Consider the following 21,318-nt stretch of genomic DNA (forward strand, 5'->3'; position numbering starts at 1 on the left):
GATCCCCTTAGGGTAAAGCTTGAGTCAATGTACGAGGTGGTGACCGTGAGGCAGTACGAGATCGAGGGCGGCGCCCGCAGGGCCGTCTTCAGCCCGGTGGACAACCGGGCCCGCGTGGACGCGGTCGTCCGCCGCATCGGCGACGCCATCGAACTGGGTCTGCTGGCCGACGGCGAGCAGCTGCCCGGCGAGACCGAGCTGGCCGGACAGCTCGGCGTCTCCACGGTCACCCTGCGCGAGGCGCTCATGGCCCTGCGTCAACAGGGCCTCGTCACCACGCGCCGGGGCCGCGGCGGCGGCAGCTTCGTCTCGCTGCCCGAAGTCCCCGCCGACGACCGCCTCAAGGCCCGGCTGCGCGGCTGGAGCACCGAGGAACTGCGCGACCTGGGCGACCACTGGGCCGCCCTGTCCGGCGCCGCCGCCCGGCTCGCCGCCCAGCGCACCGAACCCGAGGACCTGCACCAACTCCGCCGTACCACCGATGAGTTGACCCGGGCCGAGGACGCGGCGGCGCGCAGCCGCCTGTACGGCCGCTTCCATGTCGAACTCGCGGCGGCCGCCCAGTCCGCCCGGCTCACCCGTGAACAGGTCGCCCTGCAGAGCGAGATCGGCGCACTGCTGTGCCTGGTCCTGGCCGACGACGCATGTCGTGAAGAAGTTGCGGAACGTCACCGGGCCGTGATCTCCGCCGTGCAAGATGGTGCCCACGAAACGGCCGGCACATTGGCCGAGCGGTGCGTCAGGGAGTCGACGGCGCGGCTCGTCGCCGTGCGCCTCACCCTCTGACCGCACCGCGTCAGGTTCCCGTCCGCTGGAGGACACGATGGGCCGGAGTACCGCGCTCGCCACCTTCGACACGGAAGCCGAGGCGTGGGTGGCCGCACAGGTCGGCAGTGCGCTGGAGGCCGTCTTCCGGACGGTCGCCGCCACACGCACCGACACCGAAGCCCTGCTCCGCCGGGTGGTGGTCGAGGGCCGGCGGCCGGCCAGTGCCGACCTCGCCGCCCTGCGCCCCGGGCTGCACGTCCACCTGACGCGCGAGGAACTCGTCTCCGGCGTCGGCTTCGTCGCGGCGCCCGGCCTGCTGACGGACGTGCCCGCCTGGCTGGAGTGGTGGCAGTCCGGCGCGCACGGCGACGTACGCCCGCTTCTGCTCGACCTCGATCCCGGCCAGTCGGCGTACTCCGACTACACGCACTGGGACTGGTTCGCGCTGCCCCGCGACACCGGGCGCCGGGCGGTGGCCGGACCGTACGTCGACTACCTCTGCTCCGACGAGTACAGCCTCACCCTCTCCGAACCCGTCCTGATCCAGGGCCGGTTCGCGGGAGTCGCCGCCGCCGACGTCTACCTGCGGCACTTCGAGACGGCCGTCCTGCCCCTCCTGCGGCGCCTGCCCCGCCCCGCCCACCTGGTGAACGCCAGGGGCCGGGTCGCCGCCTCCGCCGACCCGGCCCACCTGGCCGGCTCCCTCACCAAGGGCCCGGACTTCGGCGAACTCCTCGGCGCGGCGCGGCCCGGCACGTACGACGGCATGCGCCTGGTGCCGTGCCGGGGCGTGCCATTGCTGCTGGTGCTCGCCTGAGCCGAGCAGGCGGACGGCTCAGGCGCGGACGTCGTCGCCCCAGAGGATCAGCCGCTGTGCACGGCACTGACGAGGTCGGGTAGGAGCTTCGCCGCGTTCGGCGTGCCCAGTCCGGTGACGCGGTCCCACGCTGTGGTGGCCGAGTAGCCCGGGACCGAGGCTTCGGCGGTGTTGTTGCCCACGGTGACGTCGTTGAAGTCGGCCGCGTATGTGGCCGGGTCCGACGCGAGCTTGTACAGAGTCGGGTTGATGAGTCCGAGTCCACCGCCGTTGATCTGGTCGGCGAGGGAGACCAGGCCCGCCCACTGGGGACATGCCAACGACGTGCCGCCGATGTCGTGCCAGCCCGTGCTGCTGACCGCGGCCATCGTCTCCGGCTGAGTGCAGCGGGCCCACGTTGTAGGCCGCCTGATGGCCTGGGGGGTGAAGCAGCGGCGTCTCACTGACGCGCACTGAGCTTGTGTTGGAGGAGTCTGGCTGGTCGTCAACTGCGTGTAGTCCGCGACGGTTGGCCGTACGTGCGGATAGGTTGCCTGGTGGGCAGCGCTCGTCGCGGGCACGGCGCCCGCCGCTGCGAGGCTGAGTGTGCCCACCCCCGCGAGCAGCCACCGTCTGATGGTGCGTGCCATCAGAGTCCTCTCTTGAGATCGAAAGGGGACTTGCGCGTCCGCCCCTCAATGACCAAAGAAAGGCACTGCTGGACCAGTTGAGCGGTGCTGCGCGAGCGTCGCGTCTCCCGTGCGGCGGGGTCATTCGCGGCGGGGCAGCCCTCACGATTCTGGTGGCGAGTCGGTCACCACGGTCTCCCCGGCCAACGACCTCATGAGCTTAGGGGGATCGAGAGTTCCCTGAGTCTTGAGTGGGCCGGCGTGCGCGCGACGCGATCGCCGACGCCACAGCCTGGGTGGGCAGCGCAAGGGCTGCCCACCCAGGCTGGAGGGTGGTCGTGGGGTCAGTCGCCGTCCTCGGCGAGTGCCGCCAGTTCACGATCCACGGCGCGCTGGTGCTCCATCGCCTCATCGCGGGCCTTGCGCGGGCTCCAACGGCCGGCCATGACGAAGATGAACGGCAGGAAGATCACTTGCCCGGCGACACAGATGAGCCACCAGGTGCGCCACTGTTCGGGGCCCTGGGCCGCGGCGCTCTTCACCTGGGATCCATAACGTTGCAGCAGCGCCAACTGCGGCTGGGCCCTGCGCACGGTCGCCAGGTCGTCGGCCCCGACCTCGCGCGCCGCCTGGGCCGCCAGTGCCGGCGGGACTGCGGTCGGAGGATACGCCTCGAGCTTGGCGAAAAGCCGCGGGTGCGCGTCGATGATGGCCAGAGCGGGGGCGGCCTGGACGCTTGCGGCCTTCACCTGGGCGCCGTGCTCGACCAGGGGCGTGGCCGACGTCACCACGACCGGGACGAACGCTGTGGAGACCGCGACCACCGCACGGATGATCCATCCCCACACGGCCAGACCGGTCGCCGTGGCGGCCGGATTCTGCTTCTCCACGGTCTCGGTGAAGCTCGCCATCCAGGGTGCGTAGGTGACGCCGGTGAGCACACCGATGGCGACGAACAGTGCGGCAAAGGTGTAGTAACCGGTGCGCGGCTCGGTGGCGTGCAGGGCGAAGAGCGTGGTGACCGCGATCGAGCCGATGGCTCCGACGATCATGAAAGGCTTGCGCACCTTCAGCTTGTCGGAGAGCAGCCCTGCCGCCACCAGTGCCACCGCGTTGGCCGCCCAGTACCAGTTGGCCAGTCCGTTGGTGCGCTGCTCGCTGTAGCCGAAGGTCGCGGCGAAATAGACGACGAAGTTGCCTACAGCGCCGAAGTAGAGCAGGAGGAAGAGGCTGACAGCCGTGGCCGAGCCGACGACGTCCAGCCGCAGCATCTGCCGCCAGTGGCCCGCGGCTGCCGTCCTCGGATCCATGCCCTTGGCCCGTGCTTCGATGAGCGCACGGTCGCGGAGGCTGACCATGATCTGGTCACGCAGCCGGGGCGACAGCTCGCGCAGCCCCAGCAGTGCCAACACGAAGACGGCAAGCCCGGCCCAGCCGGAGTAGCGCAGTTCGTCTTGCCAGCCGGCGAAGGACAGGGTGCTGCTGGTGACGACGGTGACGACCAGGCTCCCGATGACCGGGCCCATGGTCCAGTAGCCCATCGCGGTGGCTCGGCCGAGCTGTGGAGAGAAGTCCCGGATTAGTGCCGGCGTGGCCACCAGCACGATGCCTTCGATGAAGCTGAGGCCGGCGAACAGCACCAGGTAGGTGCTCTTGTCCGGGGCGTTGGGCAGGCCGAGGAGGCTGAGCAGGGCGGCGATGAGAAGGCCGTAGACCACCATGTTGGCCCGGCCCCAGCGGTCGGCGAGGCCCGCCACGAGCGAGGCGAAGGCGCCGACCGCGTTGCCGATGACGCTGACCCACACGAAGTAGCTGTAGGTCATGTGGAAGTGCGTGATGATCGACGTGGCGACCGCGTACTGCACGTAGAGGGCGTAGTACAGGACCACGGTGGTCAACACCACGATCGCCAGGTACGCCATCCGGCGTGAGGTGACGGGGTAGTGGTTCAACTCGCGGCGCCACAACCGGGCGGCACCGTGGGGAGTTTCCGGCGTGCCGGTATCGGTCGGTCTGAGATTCGTGTCGTCGGGCGAAGCGGGCATGGCAGTCATGCGGGCGGCTCCTGGGGTCGGGCCCATGGGCCCGGTGCGGTGGGTGCGGACAGTGCACGCCTTGCGGTGCGGCGGGCACGAGCACTGTTCGGCCGGGTGGGCCGAACCCCGGGGTCTCTGCGTCCGGACGGGGAAGATGTGCGCAGAGGCTAGTACCGACCAGTCGGTACGGCCTAGGGGTGTGCGTGGGGATACCGAAACGTGACCTTGACCAGGGTGGCCACCAAGTGGATGAGCGGGTCTTCGATGTCGGTGCCCGGGGTCTCGATCGGACCGTCCGTGTAGAGCACGAGGGTGGAACCGCGGGGAAACGTCGTGCAGCACTGTTCGTGGATCACGCCGCCGACGCCGAGGGGCCGCGTTCACCGACGCGGGAAGCGCGGCGCCCATGCCATGCGGTAGTCCATGGCGCTCAACCTTCGTGAGCCCGCCGGCGAGCCGCCAGGTCGGGGTCAGCTCGACGACGGTGATGACGAACCGCTTCCACGCCGAGCCCACGGCAGTGACGTGCAGCCTGCCGTCGGCGATGCACGGTCAGGGCTTGCCACCGCACCGTTGTCGTGACTCGGCGGCGGCCCAGGTGAAGATGCCCGGGCCATCAGGGAGGACTCGGACTCGGTACGTGCCTGGTTGACGTCGGCGAGTGTGGCGTGCACCCTGGCGTCGTCCGGGGCGGCCTGCACCGCGAACTCCGCGAGATGGCCGGCGATCCTCAGCTCGCCCGCGTCGGCGCAGCGTCGGGCCGCGTCCGACAGGGCGTGGGCACCGCCTGCGAGGTCCGCCGACGCGGTGGCCAGTCGGCCCTCGCGAGCCGGTTTGAGGTGCGCGGGGTTGCCGTCGTACCAGCCGGCATAGCGCCGCCACAGGTTGCGCACGATGAACTCCGGTTCATCGTACTTGGCTTGCAGGTAGACGCGGTCTGCCAGATGGGCGGGCGGGCGTACGGAGTGGATCAGGTCGTCCAGCCGGGCCCCGGAGTTGAGCCCGTCCAGTGTCTGCTGGACCAGACTCTCCAGCCATTCCGCGGTCTCGGTCAGTGCCAGGTGGATGCGGTCGGCGCCGAAGACCGGTGCTCCGTGCGAGGGCAGCATGATCTCCGCGCCCAGGGCCGCCATGCGGCGCAGTGCGAGCGCCCACTCGCGTGGGTAGCGCTGAGCCCTGGAGAACGAAGAGGAGCACTGACAGTACGCCACCCCATGTCAGCAACCAGAGGACCGCCTGAGAGTCCACTTGCCCGGTTCCCTTCTGTGAGGGTGGCCGAACCGAGCAAGCGTGTGGCAGGTCTCAGGTCGACCACCACACCCTGTCGGGGTGTCCACGTGATCAACTGAGGCGCTGCCGACGTCCAGGCCGCATATTCGGTTAGTGCCTTGACGCCGCCCTCGGCGCCCGAGCGGGACGTCGGGCCCGCAACCCCCCAGTGATGATTTTGACCGCAACACGTTCACCGGGCGGGACCGAGTACAGAACGGTCGTCACGATCAGCAGGCGCTTGCGACCCAGTCGGTCCACGACCACTCCGGCGAACGGAGCCAGCAGCGCCAAGGCCAGCGCCGGAATGGTCAGCGCGAGGGGAACCAGCGCCTTGGCTCCCGGGGTCGACTCGAAGTGGTCCTGCATCTTCGGCGGCACCGGGGCGATCAGCACCGCTCCGAGGATCGGCAGACAACTGCCCGCCATCAGCACGGTCACACGCAACAGATGGGCCGGGCCCGAGACGGAGACAGGTGATGACGCGACATCATCGACCGCGGTGGGAAGCGGCGGGACGGAACCAGGCATGGCGACTCCACGGGCGGCGTACGGAAGCGGGCATGCCTGTCATGGGCGCCGACGGCGCGAGGCATGCTGAGAAGGGCCGCCCCGCCGGTCCGGACAGCGGCGTGCGGGTAGGGACGACTATGGGCTGGCCGAGGCCGCACTTCCATCCCTCGGGCGATCCGAATCCGGCATCAGGCTCATCCACGCCATGGATGACGCCCGGAGAAGTCACTTACGGCACGAAGGACCGCTCAGGCAGACGCAGGCGGCGGTGCCCCCAACCCGGTGGGACCAGGCCGTGGGACACCGCTCGCGCCAGCTCATGGGCTTCGGTCAACCGCTGAGACGTCAGCGGCCCGTCAGCGGTTGGAGTGAACTGTTGCAAGAGCGGACGTCCGCGCTCGTTGATAAGAGCTGTATCGACTATCGGATGCATGTGGGGTCGAAGTACTCCACCATGTTCCGCGATTCGGCCGGGACGTTGACCACATCTTCGACAGCCAGGGGACCCCGCCCCGAAGGCACCGTATCCACAAGCTCGTTGACCAGGACCGTTCATGTGACAGACCCCACCCAGGCTGACGGAAGGACGCCTTGCAGTGGTGGCCGGCGGTTGGCCTCCTTCAGGTGCCCGGAGATCTCGTCGTGGGGCAGCCGTGACCGGCAGCGACACAACCACTACACAGGCGAGCACGAGCCATCGCCGACGATCTCGTGAGCCGTCTGTGCCTGCTCCGTCAGGCCCGATACCCTGGATGGGATCGGGGTGGGGACCACAACTCGACGACATGGGGGCCGGTAAGTGGCAGCGGTGATCTCGGTGTCCGTGAGGGGCGCATTACTCGGGTTGGACGATCCGGAGCGGATACGGGGCGAACTCGAGGCGGGGACCGGTCTGGAATGGCGCCGCGAGGAGGTCGACCAGGGGTGGGTATTGACCGGCGGCATCGTCGAGATCCTGCTGGTGGCCGCTGTCTCCAAGCTCACCGAGGAGTCCCTCGGCGCGGCCCTGGACGCCACGAAGCGGGCAGTCGAGCGGTGGCGGGCCGGCCGGTTGGATCCGCCGCAGGCCGAGGTCGAGGTAAGGCCCGTGCCGCCGTCATCCACTGACGCTCCGGCAGGTGCCCCGGACGAGAACCGGCCCAGGGGATCCGAAGGAGTGAACGGCTGAGATGGCTTCACGCGCACTGGTGATCGCACCTGGGGAGTACCAGCCGGGATCGAATGTCCCCGGCTGGCCCACGATCGCCGCGAGCGGACGTATGTACAGAGAAGTCCTCGCAGGTGACAAGCTCTGGGGCGCGGAGGGCTGCCGGGTGCTCGGTCCGGACGAGGCAGGGACGATCGACGGGGTGATGCGCGCCCTGGAGGAGACCGCCGCCGAGACCGGCCCTTCGGACACCCTGCTCGTCGTCTACGTCGGCCACGGAGCCTGCTGGGGCGACGTCCCTGCCGGGGACCAGGTGCACTTCTCGGTGGGCACGTCCCAGGACCGGGCTCCATGGACGTGGTTGAACAGCTGGTACGTGTACCGCGCCATGCGTAAGGCCGCGGCTGGGCTCAAGGTCCTCATCGCCGACTGCTGCTACTCACACAGGCTGGGCGACCTGGGCCTGGCCGAGGAGGAGCCGAAACTGCCGGGTGTGATGGGCCGCCAGTTCGAGGGCACCTGCGTACTCAGCGCTCTCGGCCAGGATGCCGCCCTCGCCGGTCCGCTCGCCTCCGCCGAGGGGTGTCCCGGTCTCCCGGCACCGTTCGACCAGTGCACTCCGTTCAGCGGACACTTGCTCAACGTCCTTTCGCGAGGCATTCGGGACCGCAAGGACCAGCTCACCTTCGGACTGCTCCGGGAGGCCATCAAGGCCGAGATGGAGAAGTGCACCGCAGGGCATCCGCAGCCGCGGATGGTGCTCAGGGACGCTCCCGACGGAACACAGATCTTCACCAACCGGATGGCCGCCGACCAGCGTGTGGATCCGTCGCTGCCCACCGATCTGCACGGCTGCATCGACTGGTTGAGGGGCGACCCGGACGCGCGTATCCCGTACCTGCTGAAGGACGAGTGCACCACCGCCGATATCGTCTCCACCCTCTGCGACAGGGGGGACGACGACAGCCTGAAGCTGGCGGAGCACATCGACATACGGGCGAACGATGCCTACCGTTCCCCGGACACCTTCGCCAGATACTTCAGTCGGATGGAGCGTCGCGCAGCTTGAGTGTCACGCATGAGTAGGGCTCGACCCGGATCCGAGGGATGGCTTGACGAAGATCGGACGTGGAGCGTCCGGTACTCCTGGGTGACCCGGAGCAGCACCGAAGAAGTCGCGGCGCGCGTGCAGGCCCTTCGGAAGGGCAACGAGAGCGTGGGTGAGCCGCCTCGGCCCGCCGTCGCGATCCGGGTGCTGTACGCCTTCGCGATCCAGCGGTCGACGGACCAACTGATCGAAACAGCAGCCAAGTTCCACTTCTACGACGCGGTGAACGTACTGGCGACGGCGGCGCTGTGGCGAAGCATCGGCGATGCGGCGGATCTGGCGTGCCGTCAGTCGGAGATCGACGGCGCCGCCTCTTTGGGGGTGGCGGGGCAGGGGGAGCGGCAGCAGCCGGAACCCGAGATCGCCGAGTACCGGCCCTCTGCGCTGAGCAAGGGCATCGTGCACGATGTGGCTCGCCAGCGCACGGCGCTCGATGTGGCCCGGTTCGTCCGGGAGTTGCGTGGGCGGGGCAAGCAGGACCTTGTCGACGCCACGCTGAACACGTTCAGCGAGAAGCGGACCCTGCTTGACACGGCACTGCTGTATCTCGGGCTGCGCGACGAAGGGTGCGCAGAGGCGGCGGTGGACCTTCTGGGACGGGCCGTGCAGAGGATCAACACGTCCGGTGCGCGGCAGTCCGACACGACGACGCCGGCCGGGCTCAACGACCTGGTCACGGCACTGCGCATGCTCAGTCCGGTTGAGCCGGTGCTGGAGAACTGGATCGACACGCGGCTGGGCGACACGGATCTGGTGGGGCCCACCAGGGATACCGTCGCCAAGCTGATCTCGGGCTCGGAACACAGCCCGGACTCCCTCATCGAGCATGTGGGCAGGCGGTTGCAGTACCACAACGTAGCCGCGGTCTGCCGGGAGTTGGCGGAGAGCGACCCGGAGCGTTGCGAGGCCGTCCAGAATCAGGCTGCGGCACGCGAGGAGCTGCATGAACTGGCCGAGATCATCAGCCGCTGGCAGAAGTTCGAGACCGTGGCGAGGACCAGGGTCGATCTGTATGCCAAAGTCGTGGCCCGCGGCGTGGCATGTGCCGCCGGACCGCGCTCCCCAGCCGAGATCGACACTCTCGTGAAAGAGTTGAAGAACATCGACGCCGACCCGGAGTGTTGGCGCCTGCTGTGGATAGCCGCAGCGGAGCACATCGACGGCCGGGCCGGCGGCGAGCTGGTGCGACTGCAGACGAAGATTGAGCGTTCCCGGGACCTGTACCGGGTGGCGCGGACCGTCGCCCGCCGACTCACCGTCGGACTGCTGAGCAGAAGTGTCGACCCCGGGGTGTTTGCCGACTATGTCACGGCGCAGCAGGTGCAGGGCAATCGCGGCAGGATCGCTGCGGACGTCGCCTGCAAGGAGTTGTCGGATCCCTCCGACCCCGAACTGGCCGGGGTGCCGATGGGCGGTGTCGTCGCCGAGACGGCCGTCCGCCTCTACGGCAACGGGACGGATCGGGCCTGGGGCCGAGAGAAGTCCTGGGACCTGCTGGAACGCTGCCTGGAGAACGAGCAGCGGATCACCCCCGCGGACGTGGTGGCGATCACCGAGCAGCTGCGCGCCAGCGGGATGGACGGGCGGCGCCGGCGTTCGCTCTACCGCGGGACGGTCGGCCGGTGGGCGGACGCGGTGCGCCGCCAGGAAGCGGTGTCACTGTTGCGGAGCAGGGGCTTCGAGGAGGAGGCCGAGCAGGTCGTGGAGTCGGTGCATTAGCCCGCTGTGCGCGGCTACCGCTGCGGCTCCTGGGACCGCCCCTGCTCCCTTTCGCGGAGCTGGGAGGTCGGTAGCGGCAGCAGCGGCTCCACTCGCCCGATATGGCGCCTCGAGGCCCACACCATGCCGTAGAACGCGGTCAGGGCCATGACCCCCACACCCGCGCCCCACAGATAGAACGCGAGACGGTGTGGGGCACCGGGCTCGGGGTTGCCGAACAGGGTGCAAACCAGCAGCAGCGCCAACATGCCGAGAAGGCAGGCCGCAGCTTGGGCGGCCGGGTCGGAGCCCAGCCGGCGGAAGCGCGTCACATGCTCCCGGGCGTCGTAGAACCGTCCCAGCGTGGGGAACTGCCGGGCCAGTACCGGGAATCCGAGCAGCAGCACGCAGCCGACGGCGAGCACTGCCATTCCATGCCACAGGTCCGTCCACCCGGCTCCGTACAGGATCAATGCAATGAGGACGAAGCTGAGCCAGGCCGCGTGCCGGCGGGCCCGGTTGCGGCTCGGCGAGACCGGCGGCAGCTTGTCGCGCAAGGAGACCAGGGCCACACCGGGAACGGCGTACACGACGAGGGTCAGCACGCCGTCGGCCGCGACCAGGGTGTGCCATCGGCCGCCCATCGCGAGCAGCGCGACCACCCCGACGACGAAGTCCACCGCCAGCACCAGCCAGTAGACGTCCCTGCCACGCAGGGTGGTCGTGCGCATTGTCTGCAGGCCCCGGTGGGTGAGATGGGCGCGGCTGAGCGTGGCGACCTCGCGGGTCAGGGCATGGGTGAAGACGAGCCCGGCGCCCATGGGGGAGAGCACCGAGTTGATCCGCAGACACCACCCGAGCCAGGCGACCGAGGACGCGAAGGCGAACTGGGTGTAGGGGGAGTCCGGGCGGCCCGGATCCCACTGCCCCTGGCGAGAGCTGAAGACGATCTGGAGGAGGATGTAGAGCACGGTTGTGCCGATGATCGTGCCGTAGACCGCCCAACGCAGCCGGGCAGGCTCGGTCAGCCGACCCTCGGCCTTGACGTTTCCGGCGAAGTCCAGCGGGCCCTGGAATCCCACATAGGCGTAGATCACCCCGCTGTCCACCACGGCGGCCAGGACCGCGCCGTACCCTCCGGCGCCACCGGTGCCGTCCCCGGCCCCGCCCCCATGATGGTGATCGAATCCGGACGCGATGAACAGGACGATGGTGAGCAGCGGGACTACGACCTTCACCACGGTCAGCCAGGAGTTGCCGATCCGCACCAGCCGCGGGACGAGCAGATTGGTCGCCGAGATCACCGCCATCAATGCCAGCGAGCAGACCCAACCCCAGGCGGTCAGGGTGGTCCCGGGCCCTATCAGGAGCGTGGGGAGTACGGACGAGAGCCCCTTGGTCATCGCCACGGACTCACTGGCCGCGTTTATCGCGTAGAAGATCCACAGCCCCGCCGCGGCCACGATCGCCACCAGCGGCCCACTGCTCTGCAGCGGAAGGAAGATGAGCCCTCCGGTCTTCGGCGCAGCCGTGCCCAACTCCACCATGACACCGGCCACGATCAGCATCACCAGCCCGCCGATCAGCCAGGCCCACGGAGCATAGCTGCCGGCCTTGTCATAGGCGTCGACCGCGCCCAGCAGCCAGCCGGAGCCGATGGTCCCCCCGGCGGCAAGTCCGAAGAGCTGGAACAGCGAGAGCCGACGCGGTTCGTCAGAAGGTAAGTACTCCTTCGGCTGGCCGCTGGTGGGCCGCACCTGCAAGGCCATCCTGCTGTCCCCCGAGTAGCGTTCACTGATGGTTGGCACCTGGTGTGACGACAGGTTACAACTCGCAGTTGCATTTGCGTGATGCTTCATCAGGTTCCTCGCCGACACCGGCCACGGTCAGGGCGAGCCGCAAGAAGACGCCGAGCAGAACGGACCAGGTGAACAGTACCCAGCTCGTGCCCAGCAGGGTGTCGCCGGTGATCGCCGCCCGGTCCTGCTGGCGTCGGCCGTGGCCGCGCACCATCGCGAGCGGCATACCGACGAGGCCGAGGGCGAACAGGGCGGTGCCGACCAGCGTGACGGGCAGCGGCCAGTGCTGGCCGGTGTACAGGAGCACCCAGCAGGGCACGGCCCACAGCAGGACGGGGGCGATCAGGGGGATGTAGCGCATCAGGCGGTGCAGTCGGCTCTGCCGTGGCGCTCGCGCTTCACCGTCGGCGGGCCGGATGTCACTGGTGGCGGTCACGCTTCCCCCCTGACCAGGCTGCCGTCCCGCGCACTGCATCCGGTCACCCTGGGGGCGGCCGGACCGGCGTTCATGAGCCGGTACTGCGTCAGCACCGCCAGCGCTAGCCGGTCACCACCGCCCGCGTCCCGGTCGGTCATCGTCGGCCCGCCTCTCTCGTACGGGGCGGCGCCGTCCCTGCCCGGCGCCGCGTATACCGGCTACAGCAGCAGATGACCCCGACCGAACCACCGACCACGAAGGCCCGACCACGGACACGATGCAACAACACCGCCCCCCGACCGTGCCGGCATCCCCGCCGATATCTCCCCCGACAACTCACCTTGCCCTGCCGCACCCTGGACGGCGTAGCCGGAGGTCACCATGGCTTGTCGGCCGTGGTCGGGAGCCCGACCTCCCGCTATGCGCCTCTCGCAGCCGAACCCCGAAAAGAGAATGGTTGGGCCGGGCTGGGGCCGGCGATCGGCGCGGCGGGGGATCGGGCGGCCTGGAGCTCTTGTTGCGCGTCGACCGGGGGCTCCGCGCTCAGCGACGAGCAGGCCGGCACAAAGCGAGGACTGGCGGGAGGGCACAGCCGGACGAGGTCACTGCTCGTGCCGATTGCGGCCGCGGTGAACGCCAGGGCCTCCAGATCCGTAGGCCACTGCGGCGGTACGGCGTACAACAGCCGATCGCCAGTTCTCTGATCGCTGCTCAACAAAGGGGTCCCATGAAACACCGCCGACCGCGCCACCGTCGCAGAGTGATCGCCAGAGCGGTCGGTACGGCCGGTACGCTGGCCATCGCGCTGGGTGCGGGGATGACGCCGGCGATGGCCGTCGGGAAGACGGCCAACAAGCCCACCGCCACGGGGTTCTCGCCCGACCAGCCCGAGCGGGACGACGCGCCCTGGGCGCCCCAGCACGACGGGGTGCCGAAGCAGCACACGGCCGTCCGTCCGGAGGCCGTCACGCCCCGCGCGGCCACGTCCGCTCTCCAGCTCAGTCTGCCCGCACCGACCGGGCGCCACGGCGTGGGCACGTTCAGCCTGCACCTCGTCGACAAGTCCCGCACGGACCCGTACGTGCCCGGCAACAAGCCGCGCGAGCTGATGGTGTCGTTCTGGTACCCGGCCGCCTCCACCCGCGGTCACTACGCGGCGCCGTGGATGCCAGCAGTCTCCGGCGCCCACTTCCTCGCCTCCCAGGGCCTGACGCCACAACAGGTGACGTTGCCGAAGACCGCCGGCCATGTCCTCGCCCCGGTCGACACCAAGCTCGGCAAGCTGCCCGTCCTGCTGTACTCCAGCGGGCTGCACTCGGACCGCGCGAGGGGCACGGTGCTCGCCGAGGACCTCGCCAGCCGCGGCTACCTCGTCGTCACCGTCGACCACACCCACGACGCCAACGAGGTGCAGTTCCCCGACGGACGGGTCGAGGTCAACACCATGCCGGCCGGCGCGCACTCCTCCGACACGCTCAACGTGCGCGCTGCCGACATCCACTTCGTCATCAACCAGCTCGCCGCGATCGCCAAGGGCGGCAACCCGGACGTCGACCGCGCCAGGCTCCCCACCGGGCTGTCGCACGCCGTGGACATGTCCCGCATCGGGATGTTCGGCGCTTCGCTGGGCGGCGCGGCGGTCGACACCTCCATGCAGCTCGACCACCGCATCGCCGCCGGCGCCAATCTGGACGGCCAGTTCTTCGGCCCGGCACCGAGCAAGAACCTGGACCGCCCCTTCATGCTGTTCAGCTCCGGCACCCACAACCGCGACAACGACGGCTCGTGGCGCACGCTGTGGTCGCATCTGAAGGGATACCGGGTGGACATCCAGCTCCACGGCGCGGCGCACGTGTCGTTCGTCGACGACGAGGCGATGGCGCCGCAGGAGGCGAGCGCGCTCAGACTCACGCCGGCCCAGCTCCAGCAGGTGTACGGCACGATCGACCCCAACCGCGCGATCGAGATCCAGCGCGTCTACCTCGCCGCCTTCTTCGACCAGGAACTGCGCCACCGGCACAGCACCCTGCTCGACGGCCCCGACAAGAAATACCCGGAGATCTCCTTCGTCCGCTGACCAGAGCCTTCGAAGGGCCGGCCCTGAGCGCTCTGTGCCCGGGCATATTCAAGTTCAACGACAAAGGAGGCCGGGCGGCCCTCCCAGGGGAAGGTGGTGACGACCCGCTGGCCCGATCCGGCCGACGCGGGCATCAACCTCGGGTTCCTCAGCCCCAACTGGTCGTCTTGCCGAGGCCGGCACGGGACGGACGCTGGTCCGAAGGGCGAGCGACGGCAGCCGCCCGCAGCCGGGGAGCGGGCCCCTGCACGCCGCGAGCATCAGGGCATCCCGAACGGCCGACCGCTGGGATCCCTTGGCCGAGATTTTCGGCATGGGCGGGTGCTGGACGGCCGCGCCGGGCACTTTCCGGGGGCGGCCGGGTGCGGGTTCGGCAGCACCGGTCAGTTCCGACGGCGCGCCGACTCCTCGAGCCGTTCGACCAGTTCCGCAGCCATGGCCTTGATCGTTTCCAGCCCCGTATGCCCCCATGGGTGCGGGTCCTGGTCGACTACGCAGATCGTGCCGAGCACCACGCCGGTGCTGTCTATCAGTGGTGCGCCCAGGTAGGAGTGGACGCCGATCGCGTCGACCACGGGGTTACCGGCGAACCGCGGGAAGTCCCGGATGTCCTCCAGCACCAGCGCCCGGCGGCGCTTGACCACGTGCGGGCAGATGCCCATGTCGATGTCGCGGGGCATGACGCGGCCGGGCACCGGGTCCTTCAGCAACGGCGGTCCCACGTGGACCGTGGTGTCCTGTGCGACGCTGTACAACCCTGCGAAGTACTGGCGGTCGGCGTCGAGGAAGAAGTTGACCCCGGCGTAGCAGCCACCGGTACGGAGTGCCAGCTTCCGTGCGAAGGCGTCGAGTTCCGTATCCGGACGGGCTTCGATGCCCAGCTCGCGCAGCCGCTCGGTTCGGGTACGCACCTGTGGGTCCTCCGGGGGAAGGAGCAGGTGGCGCAGGGCGATCCCGGACTCAGGCCCGGAGGAGTTGGTCGGTGTCGCTGCCATGGGAACTCCTTGTCGTGAGCAGATGCTGAATCAGTTCGAGCAGTACGCGGATGCCCGCGCTCTGGACGCGGGCGTCGCACAGCACCACCGGCACCTCCTGCCTGAGGTCGAGAGCGGTCCGCACCTCCTCCGCGCGGTAGCGGTGGGCGCCGTCGAACTCGTTGACGGCAACGACGAAGGGGATGCCACGCCGCTCGAAGAAGTCCACCGCTGCGAAGGAGTGCTCCAGCCTGCGGGTGTCGGCGAGGACCACCGCCCCGAGCGCTCCCTCGGAGAGTTCGTCCCACATGAACCAGAAGCGTTCCTGTCCTGGCGCGCCGAACAAGTACAGGACGTGGGACGGACTGAGCGTGATCCGGCCGAAGTCCAAGGCCACCGTGGTGGTGGCCTTGTTCTCCACTCCGTCCAGCCGGTCCGTGGCCGCGCTGACGGCGGTCAGTATCTCCTCGGTGCTCAGCGGCTCGATCTCGCTGAGCGCGTTGACGAAGGTCGTCTTTCCCACGCCGAACCCGCCGGCGATGAGCACCTTGATTCCCACCGGCAGGACTCTGGCGGACAGCGGATCACAGTCGTTTGAGGAGGCCATCGCGTACCGCTTCCAGGAGGTCTCGATCAGGTCGTGCGGAGTGGCCCGGGGAAGGCGGGGGCGCATCACCTGCGACCACCGCGCCTCCCTCGGCCAGATCGGACAGCAGCACCTTGACCACGGCGGCGGGCACCTGCATCCGAGCCGCGACCTCGGCGACGCTCACAGGCCGCTCGCACAGCGCCAGCACCTGCGCATGGTCCAGTCCGAAGGCGCCCTGCGTCTGGGCGCCAGTGGCCTGCACCACGGTCACGAGCGTGAAGTGGGACGTGGCCCTGGTCCGGCCGTCGCTCACGGTGTAGGGACGGACCAGCCGCCCGACCGCTTCGTCGATCAGCGGTCCGTCTGGGAGGACCGGCGTCATCGGCTATCCCACCGGGTGCCGGGGCGGTGTGGCCAGGTGCGGGCGCACGCTCTTCACCATCATCCCCATCTCGTAGCCCAGCACCGCTGCGTCCGCCTCGCGTCCGGCCAGCACCGCCAGCACCGCGCCGTGCCCGGCGGCCGAGACGAACAGCAGCGAGGTGCTGAGTTCCGTCACGATCTGTCGCACGTCACCGCCGTCGTCGAAGTGCCGGCCCGCGCTGCGCGCCAACGAGTACAGCCCACTGGCAAGGGCGGCCAGCTGGTCCGCGGCGTCCGCGTCGAGTCCCTCCGCTGCCTTCACCAACCCGTCCGAGGACAGCAACAAGGCACTTCGGGTATGTGGCACCCGGTTCACCAGACCCGTCAACAACCAGGAAAGGTCTTCGCTCGCCACGATCGTGTACTCCTCTTCGACGGAAGGAAACGGCTTGCTGGACGGGGCCCCGGGCCTTCAGGGCGGCTCGGCTGTCAGTGCGTCTCCGCCTCCTCGGCTCTGCGCAGTCCGGTCTGGAACGCGGCCATCAGGCCCGGGTCGTGTGCGATGTCCTCGGCGGCACCGGCGCTGGGGACCGGGTGCGGCCGTTCGGCGGCGTGGTCCTGGCGGCGCCGCTGAGGCAGCCGCGGACGGTCGTCCTCGCCGTCGGAGGGCACCGGGGCGGGCTGGGTTGCGGACTCGGACACGAGCGGATCCGCAACGACGCCCACCGCTGTCGCACGGGAGTCCGCCGTCTCGGGTTCCACCGGGTCCTGCGGCGCCGCGTCAGGGGCCGGGACGGTGTGGTGGACGGGCGCGGGAGCTGCGGGCTGCGGGCCGAGCAGCGCCTTGGGCAGCACCATGACGGCCTGCGTGCCGCCGTAGACGTTGCTCAGCAACTGCACGGCGATGTCGTGCCGCTGAGCCAGGGCTGAGACCACGTACAAGCCGATCCGGCCGTCCTGCAGCAGCTCGCCGAGGGCGACCTTGTCGGGTGCACTCAAAACGGTGTTCATCTGGTTGCGCTCGGCCGGGGACATGCCCAGGCCCCGGTCCTCGACCTCGATCGCCACCCCCGCGGCGACGGGCTCCACCCGCACGTGCACGGTGGTCTGGGGCGGGGAGAAGACCGTGGCGTTCTCCAGCAGCTCGGCCAGCAGATGGACGACGTCGACCACGGCGTGGCCGCTGACCGTTCCCTCGATGGGGGGGACCAGCTTGACCCGGGCGTACTGGTCGATCTCTGCGACGGCGGAACGCAGCACGTCGGTCAGGCCGACGGGGCGGGCCCACTGGCGGTGGGTGTTCGCGCCGCCGAGCACGGCCAGGTTCTCGGCGTAGCGGCGGATCCGGGTGGACAGGTGATCCACCCGGAACAGCCCCTTGAGCAGGTCGGGGTCCTCGACCTCGTTCTCCAGGTTGTCCAGCAGGCCGATCTCGCGGTGCACCAGGGACTCCAGGCGGCGCGCCAGGTTGGCGAACACCTCGAACTGCTCCAGCCGTGAGCTGTGTTCCGCACCGACCGCACCGGCGGCGGTCTCCAGCAGGGCTGCCTCCGCCCCGTGCCGGGCCGCAGCGATCTCGAATCCAAGGCGGGAGAGTTCGTCCGGGCCGGTCTGCGGCGGCAGTTCCGGCCGGCGCCGCAGGGCCCGCTCCCCAGCCCGCAACCGGCGGCACAGCGACTCCAGTTCGGCCCTGCCCTCGGCTGTGGTACGGGTCAGCTCGGCCAGTTCGGCACGGTTCCGGTCGGCCGCGCGGGACAACTCCGCCCAGTGCTTGGTGACTGCTCGTGCCTCCGCTGCAGCCCGTACGCCCGCGATCCCGGACGCCATGGCACCGATGAGGACCAGGCCGGCCAACACCGCGCCCTGGTCCGCCCGGTCCAGGTGGCCATCGCCGACCAGCGCGGTGGCCACCGCACCGGTCACGGCGACCACGCCCGGCGGCAGCACGGACCACAGCACCTGACGCCGCCTCAAGAACCTGCCTCGCGACTCGGCCGTCACACGGGCGGTCATGGGTGACACCTGCCGGTCGTCCGGCGGCGTGGAAGGATCAGGCATAACAGTCCCTGGACAGTACGATGATCGGACCGGGCGCGCACGTTACCGCGTACCGGGACTCCGGTGTCAGCCCCTGGCGCGCACAGAGATCGAACCGTTGTCCTTCGACTTCGTCTTCGACGTGCACGTCCCAGTCGTGCGAGTGGTGACACGGCCACTGCCACGGGGGACAGGACCATGCCTGCGGCCGTCACCATAAGGCTGGTGCGGCTCGGCTCCCCGGGCGGGATCGGCTGGATCGGCGACTCCTCCCTGGTCATGCGGGTCGAGGCCCCTCGCGCCCTTGGCGAGAGCATCGACGGCGGACTCGTTCGCGTCCAGGATCTGGTTGCGCTGCGCGGCCTGCGAGGGCACCTCTCCGTGCGTCGTCGGCGCCCGCGTTCGTGGCCGGGTCATGCACCGCCTGGCCGTCCGCGTCTCCCAGGACGCCGCGCGGCCGCCCCGGGTCACCCGCGCCACCATCGCGCCCGCAGCCCCCCGCCATCCGGCACCCCCGGCTTCGCCGCCGGCCGTACCCAGCCGGCCCACCACACCCAGGCCGCGCACCCGCAGAGGCCTGCGCCGCCGCCCGACACCGATCCTCGTCCAAGACCCCGCCACCACCCCGGCCCCGGTCGTCGAGCACGTGCGCCGGCTGTGCGAGACGGTGCTGCGCTCCAACGACATCGACTCCCTCGCCGACTTCGCCGCGGACTACGACCCCCGGGGACCCCGCACGTTCGCCTGCCTGCTCTACACTCTGGACCGCTGGGAGAGCGCCCTGTACTGGTGGCGGTTCGCCGCCGGCGCCGACGACCCCCTCGCCGCCCACCACGCCGCCGTCGGCATCGGCCCCGACGCCCGACTGTGGCGGGCCATGGCCCGCGTGCTCGGCTTCACCCGCGACCTCCACCTGCCCCAGCCCGTACGGCCCAGCACCGAACTTGCCGAAGGCTTCGCCCGCGCCATGCCCTGGGGACCAGCCCTTAATACCTTCGTCAAAACCGACCACCTGCCCAGAGAACTCGCCACACGCTGATCAGCAACGCCCACCGCAGGGTGCCGGCGACGCCCGGTGTGCCCGCCTCGTTCCGGGATGGGCACACACGCTTGCCTACTGCGAGGCGGACGTACGCTGGCGATGCTCGGGGCTACCGGGCATCATCCGCGGTGCATCGTCCTTCAGGCCCCGTGAAGCGATTCTGAACCTGGCGATGCGGGCTGGTCCGCCTTGGACTGTCAGTGGCCTGTGTTGGCGTCCAGATCATGCAGTTTAGGTATGCCTTCCGCCTCGACCCGACGCCGGGCCAGTGCCTCGCGCTGGCCCGGGGGTTGGGGTGCGCGCGGGTGGTGTACAACGACGCGGTCGCGGCGCAGGCGCAAGCGGTGGGGGAGGCGCTTCCGTCGGCGTCGGCGCTCTCGCTTCGAGGAACGACGGCGGTGTACAAGCAGGTCAGGTCCGCGCCGATGGAACCCAGGTTGTCAGTGACGCCTCGTACCTTCCTGACATGGGTATCACGTCGGCCTGGTCCATCAGCGCCCACAACGACGACTTCATCAGCACTCTGGCTCCCCGGCTGCTCCCGCTGATCGCTGCGGAGCGGGACGAGCCGTTCGCACGACAGCGCTGGGACCGCTGGCGCCGGGAGCCTCTGCCGGACTTCCGGACCTGGTGGAAGCCCTTCGGTCAGTCCTGCCGAAGCGAGGCGGACGCGCTGGAGTCCTTCCTTGAGCTGACCGCTTCCGGGGAGCACGTACAGAAGATGTACGACGGCCTGTCGCCCGACGACGACTTCTCACTGCTCACGGATGTGTGGGATCTGGTCACCGGCGCGGAGGACATCTTCATTTCCGTCCAGAGCAAGGAGTTCGCGCTGAGATCCTTCTTCCACGCCATAGGCCCCGACCGGGCCGTCCTTCTCCCTGGCTGGTGCGGACCGAGGTCGTTCAGGGTGCCGACTCCTTGAGGACGGTACTGGCGCAGTCGTACATCAGCTTCCTTCAGGACGACATGGACGGCGCGGCGCTGGCGATCGGATCGGTCACGGGTGTGCGACCCGACATCGCCTGGGCCAAAGCCCCCTGGTTCAGCGATGAACGATTTCGCGGTGTGGTGAGTGCCGATGCGCTGGCCGAGGCCGCAATGCGAACGATGGACTATGGCCGTGATCTGGAGACCGAAAGCATGCGGGAACGATTTCGGCCCTGGTTCGAAGCCATCGACGTGGTCGCTGCCCGCCAGCCGGTGCCGCAGGCGTTGGCCAAGATGGCGATCTTGCTGCGGGCATGCGGTCTCACCGATGCGTCGTTTGTCCTCTGCGACCAGGCGGACTCCGTTGAGCGGATCATGCTGACGGAAGTTGTGCGAGCGGGCACGTGGCGCAAGCTGGGTGATCTTCAGCAGACCGTGGCGGCGTTCGAGCGCGCTCTTGCCCTGGACCCGGCCAACTGGTCGCTCTATCTCGACCTGGCCGATGTGCGTGCTGAGCAGGGCGACTTCACCTCCGCGGTCCGGCTGATCGATCAGGGGATGAGGTACGAGCCGGCTGAGCTCTCACTTCGGGCGGCCGGAGCTGCCTACCGTGCACGACTGACCGGCTCGCATGCCGATCTGAGCGAACTCATCGAACTGGCGCCGAATCTGCCGAACGACTCATACCCGGACCTGCTGATTGATCACGCGTGCGCTGGGCCCGCACTGCCGGCCGAACTCGTGGCTGCGGCCCGGCGCATCCAGAACAGCTGAGGCTCCGCTCCATCACGAGCAGCAGCTCCAGCCGGCAAGTGCCCAGCAGCGCGACCCAAGCCCAGGTTCCCGCGAGACTGCCACGTCAAGGGCGACGGCGTCCACGCCATGCTTGGCGCCGCCCGACTACACAACCCGCTCTCGGCCGCATGGCTCGGAGCTCCCCGGTGCAGGGGGACCCACCTGCTGCAGTCGAAGATCAGTTACGGGGCAAGTCTTAGGAGACCCGCACCGGCAGCTCCGAAGCCGTGATCCACATGGCTTCGGTCGACAGCCTCGCCAGGCGCATAACGGACGAGACCACCCCCACGTGGCGAGGAACTTACTAGGGCATCAAGGGCAATCTGCCTA

The 21,318-nt window shown here is 69.4% G+C and carries 21 protein-coding genes and 3 pseudogenes; 11 read left to right on the forward strand and 13 right to left on the reverse strand.

The window, feature by feature from the left end; genetic code table 11:
- Positions 1-27 precede the first annotated feature (27 nt).
- Together ACZ5NH_RS05345 and ACZ5NH_RS05350 are read left to right on the forward strand one after the other, a co-directional pair.
- Entirely contained in the window at positions 28-786 is a 759-nt protein-coding gene (locus ACZ5NH_RS05345) for a FadR/GntR family transcriptional regulator (RefSeq protein ID WP_468773055.1), read from the forward strand.
- 37 nt (positions 787-823) lie between these two features.
- Positions 824-1,585, forward strand: a complete 762-nt coding sequence (locus tag ACZ5NH_RS05350) for a cache domain-containing protein (protein ID WP_468773056.1) — start codon at positions 824-826, stop codon at positions 1,583-1,585.
- Between the two features lie 47 nt (positions 1,586-1,632).
- On the opposite strand, the gene ACZ5NH_RS05355 is transcribed toward ACZ5NH_RS05350, so the two are convergent.
- The 5 genes and pseudogenes from ACZ5NH_RS05355 to ACZ5NH_RS05375 form a co-directional block, all read right to left on the reverse strand.
- On the reverse strand, positions 1,633-1,953 hold the full coding sequence (locus ACZ5NH_RS05355) for a hypothetical protein (RefSeq protein ID WP_468773057.1): 321 nt from the start codon (positions 1,951-1,953) through the stop codon (positions 1,633-1,635).
- A gap of 584 nt (positions 1,954-2,537) precedes the next feature.
- Positions 2,538-4,247 carry an MFS transporter gene (locus ACZ5NH_RS05360; protein WP_468773058.1) on the reverse strand — a complete coding sequence of 570 codons (1,710 nt, stop codon included), beginning with the start codon at positions 4,245-4,247 and terminating at the stop codon, positions 2,538-2,540.
- 173 nt (positions 4,248-4,420) lie between these two features.
- Entirely contained in the window at positions 4,421-4,585 is a 165-nt protein-coding gene (locus ACZ5NH_RS05365) for a hypothetical protein (RefSeq protein ID WP_468773059.1), read from the reverse strand.
- 114 nt (positions 4,586-4,699) lie between these two features.
- Positions 4,700-5,362, reverse strand: a complete 663-nt coding sequence (locus ACZ5NH_RS05370; RefSeq protein ID WP_468773060.1) for an alkyl sulfatase dimerization domain-containing protein — start codon at positions 5,360-5,362, stop codon at positions 4,700-4,702.
- Between the two features lie 340 nt (positions 5,363-5,702).
- A pseudogene (locus tag ACZ5NH_RS05375) lies at positions 5,703-6,029 on the reverse strand (MFS transporter); the annotation flags it as partial.
- A gap of 781 nt (positions 6,030-6,810) precedes the next feature.
- Here ACZ5NH_RS05375 and ACZ5NH_RS05380 point away from each other — a divergent pair.
- The 3 genes from ACZ5NH_RS05380 (at position 6,811) to ACZ5NH_RS05390 (ending at position 9,985) form a co-directional block, all read left to right on the forward strand.
- Positions 6,811-7,179, forward strand: coding sequence for a hypothetical protein (locus ACZ5NH_RS05380; protein ID WP_451003218.1), 369 nt, complete (start codon positions 6,811-6,813; stop codon positions 7,177-7,179).
- A gap of 1 nt (position 7,180) precedes the next feature.
- On the forward strand, positions 7,181-8,227 hold the full coding sequence (locus tag ACZ5NH_RS05385; protein ID WP_468773061.1) for a hypothetical protein: 1,047 nt from the start codon (positions 7,181-7,183) through the stop codon (positions 8,225-8,227).
- 117 nt (positions 8,228-8,344) lie between these two features.
- The gene (locus tag ACZ5NH_RS05390) at positions 8,345-9,985 is read left to right on the forward strand and encodes a hypothetical protein (protein ID WP_468773062.1); all 1,641 of its coding nucleotides are present in this window, start codon (positions 8,345-8,347) and stop codon (positions 9,983-9,985) included.
- Positions 9,986-9,999: 14 nt separating this feature from the next.
- On the opposite strand, the gene ACZ5NH_RS05395 is transcribed toward ACZ5NH_RS05390, so the two are convergent.
- The 3 genes and pseudogenes from ACZ5NH_RS05395 to ACZ5NH_RS05405 form a co-directional block, all read right to left on the reverse strand.
- Positions 10,000-11,733 (reverse strand): APC family permease, encoded by a 1,734-nt coding sequence (locus ACZ5NH_RS05395; RefSeq protein ID WP_468773063.1) that lies wholly within the window; start codon positions 11,731-11,733, stop codon positions 10,000-10,002.
- An 82-nt stretch (positions 11,734-11,815) separates the two neighbouring features.
- Positions 11,816-12,199 (reverse strand): annotated as a pseudogene (locus ACZ5NH_RS05400) (metallophosphoesterase); the annotation flags it as partial.
- Positions 12,196-12,339, reverse strand: coding sequence for a hypothetical protein (locus ACZ5NH_RS05405; protein WP_468773064.1), 144 nt, complete (start codon positions 12,337-12,339; stop codon positions 12,196-12,198). The pseudogene ACZ5NH_RS05400 and the gene ACZ5NH_RS05405, both read right to left, overlap by 4 nt.
- A gap of 602 nt (positions 12,340-12,941) precedes the next feature.
- Between ACZ5NH_RS05405 and ACZ5NH_RS05410 the strand changes: the two genes are divergently transcribed.
- On the forward strand, positions 12,942-14,258 hold the full coding sequence (locus tag ACZ5NH_RS05410) for an alpha/beta hydrolase family protein (RefSeq protein WP_468773065.1): 1,317 nt from the start codon (positions 12,942-12,944) through the stop codon (positions 14,256-14,258).
- 383 nt (positions 14,259-14,641) lie between these two features.
- Here ACZ5NH_RS05410 and ACZ5NH_RS05415 read toward each other — a convergent pair whose 3' ends face one another.
- The 5 genes from ACZ5NH_RS05415 to ACZ5NH_RS05435 form a co-directional block, all read right to left on the reverse strand.
- A complete protein-coding gene (locus tag ACZ5NH_RS05415) occupies positions 14,642-15,253 on the reverse strand; it encodes a GAF domain-containing protein (protein WP_388637274.1) in 612 nt (203 codons plus the stop codon).
- On the reverse strand, positions 15,219-15,839 hold the full coding sequence (locus ACZ5NH_RS05420) for a GTP-binding protein (protein ID WP_468773066.1): 621 nt from the start codon (positions 15,837-15,839) through the stop codon (positions 15,219-15,221). The genes ACZ5NH_RS05415 and ACZ5NH_RS05420 overlap by 35 nt, the downstream gene beginning before the upstream one ends.
- Positions 15,817-16,203 carry a DUF742 domain-containing protein gene (locus ACZ5NH_RS05425; RefSeq protein ID WP_388637268.1) on the reverse strand — a complete coding sequence of 129 codons (387 nt, stop codon included), beginning with the start codon at positions 16,201-16,203 and terminating at the stop codon, positions 15,817-15,819. Before ACZ5NH_RS05425 ends, ACZ5NH_RS05420 begins: the two co-directional genes overlap by 23 nt.
- A 3-nt stretch (positions 16,204-16,206) precedes the next feature.
- Entirely contained in the window at positions 16,207-16,599 is a 393-nt protein-coding gene (locus ACZ5NH_RS05430; RefSeq protein ID WP_351622988.1) for a roadblock/LC7 domain-containing protein, read from the reverse strand.
- A 74-nt stretch (positions 16,600-16,673) separates the two neighbouring features.
- On the reverse strand, positions 16,674-18,197 hold the full coding sequence (locus ACZ5NH_RS05435) for a sensor histidine kinase (protein ID WP_468773067.1): 1,524 nt from the start codon (positions 18,195-18,197) through the stop codon (positions 16,674-16,676).
- A gap of 328 nt (positions 18,198-18,525) precedes the next feature.
- Here ACZ5NH_RS05435 and ACZ5NH_RS05440 point away from each other — a divergent pair, with 328 nt between their 5' ends.
- The 5 genes and pseudogenes from ACZ5NH_RS05440 to ACZ5NH_RS05460 all read left to right on the forward strand — a co-directional run.
- Positions 18,526-19,260, forward strand: a complete 735-nt coding sequence (locus tag ACZ5NH_RS05440; RefSeq protein ID WP_468773068.1) for a hypothetical protein — start codon at positions 18,526-18,528, stop codon at positions 19,258-19,260.
- 227 nt (positions 19,261-19,487) lie between these two features.
- A complete protein-coding gene (locus ACZ5NH_RS05445) occupies positions 19,488-19,811 on the forward strand; it encodes a helix-turn-helix domain-containing protein (RefSeq protein ID WP_468773069.1) in 324 nt (107 codons plus the stop codon).
- Positions 19,730-20,188, forward strand: coding sequence for a hypothetical protein (locus tag ACZ5NH_RS05450; protein ID WP_468773070.1), 459 nt, complete (start codon positions 19,730-19,732; stop codon positions 20,186-20,188). Before ACZ5NH_RS05445 ends, ACZ5NH_RS05450 begins: the two co-directional genes overlap by 82 nt.
- Positions 20,185-20,967: a tetratricopeptide repeat protein gene (locus ACZ5NH_RS05455; protein WP_468773071.1), complete on the forward strand. Its 783-nt coding sequence runs from the start codon at positions 20,185-20,187 to the stop codon at positions 20,965-20,967. The genes ACZ5NH_RS05450 and ACZ5NH_RS05455 overlap by 4 nt, the downstream gene beginning before the upstream one ends.
- A 221-nt stretch (positions 20,968-21,188) precedes the next feature.
- Positions 21,189-21,296 (forward strand): annotated as a pseudogene (locus ACZ5NH_RS05460) (IS5/IS1182 family transposase); the annotation flags it as partial.
- Between the last annotated feature and the right edge of the window lie 22 nt (positions 21,297-21,318).

Source organism: Streptomyces sp. NPDC031426 (genome assembly GCF_055581585.1).

Coding starts and splice junctions, on each gene's coding strand:
- ACZ5NH_RS05345 (WP_468773055.1), top strand. CDS start 28: ATGTACGAGGTGGTGACCGTGAGGCAGTACGAGATCGAGGGCGGCGCC.
- ACZ5NH_RS05350 (WP_468773056.1), top strand. CDS start 824: ATGGGCCGGAGTACCGCGCTCGCCACCTTCGACACGGAAGCCGAGGCG.
- ACZ5NH_RS05355 (WP_468773057.1), bottom strand. CDS start 1,953: ATGGCCGCGGTCAGCAGCACGGGCTGGCACGACATCGGCGGCACGTCG.
- ACZ5NH_RS05360 (WP_468773058.1), bottom strand. CDS start 4,247: ATGACTGCCATGCCCGCTTCGCCCGACGACACGAATCTCAGACCGACC.
- ACZ5NH_RS05370 (WP_468773060.1), bottom strand. CDS start 5,362: ATGGCGGCCCTGGGCGCGGAGATCATGCTGCCCTCGCACGGAGCACCG.
- ACZ5NH_RS05385 (WP_468773061.1), top strand. CDS start 7,181: ATGGCTTCACGCGCACTGGTGATCGCACCTGGGGAGTACCAGCCGGGA.
- ACZ5NH_RS05395 (WP_468773063.1), bottom strand. CDS start 11,733: ATGGCCTTGCAGGTGCGGCCCACCAGCGGCCAGCCGAAGGAGTACTTA.
- ACZ5NH_RS05405 (WP_468773064.1), bottom strand. CDS start 12,339: ATGACCGACCGGGACGCGGGCGGTGGTGACCGGCTAGCGCTGGCGGTG.
- ACZ5NH_RS05415 (WP_388637274.1), bottom strand. CDS start 15,253: ATGGCAGCGACACCGACCAACTCCTCCGGGCCTGAGTCCGGGATCGCC.
- ACZ5NH_RS05420 (WP_468773066.1), bottom strand. CDS start 15,839: ATGGCCTCCTCAAACGACTGTGATCCGCTGTCCGCCAGAGTCCTGCCG.
- ACZ5NH_RS05425 (WP_388637268.1), bottom strand. CDS start 16,203: ATGACGCCGGTCCTCCCAGACGGACCGCTGATCGACGAAGCGGTCGGG.
- ACZ5NH_RS05435 (WP_468773067.1), bottom strand. CDS start 18,197: ATGACCGCCCGTGTGACGGCCGAGTCGCGAGGCAGGTTCTTGAGGCGG.
- ACZ5NH_RS05445 (WP_468773069.1), top strand. CDS start 19,488: ATGCAGTTTAGGTATGCCTTCCGCCTCGACCCGACGCCGGGCCAGTGC.
- ACZ5NH_RS05450 (WP_468773070.1), top strand. CDS start 19,730: ATGGGTATCACGTCGGCCTGGTCCATCAGCGCCCACAACGACGACTTC.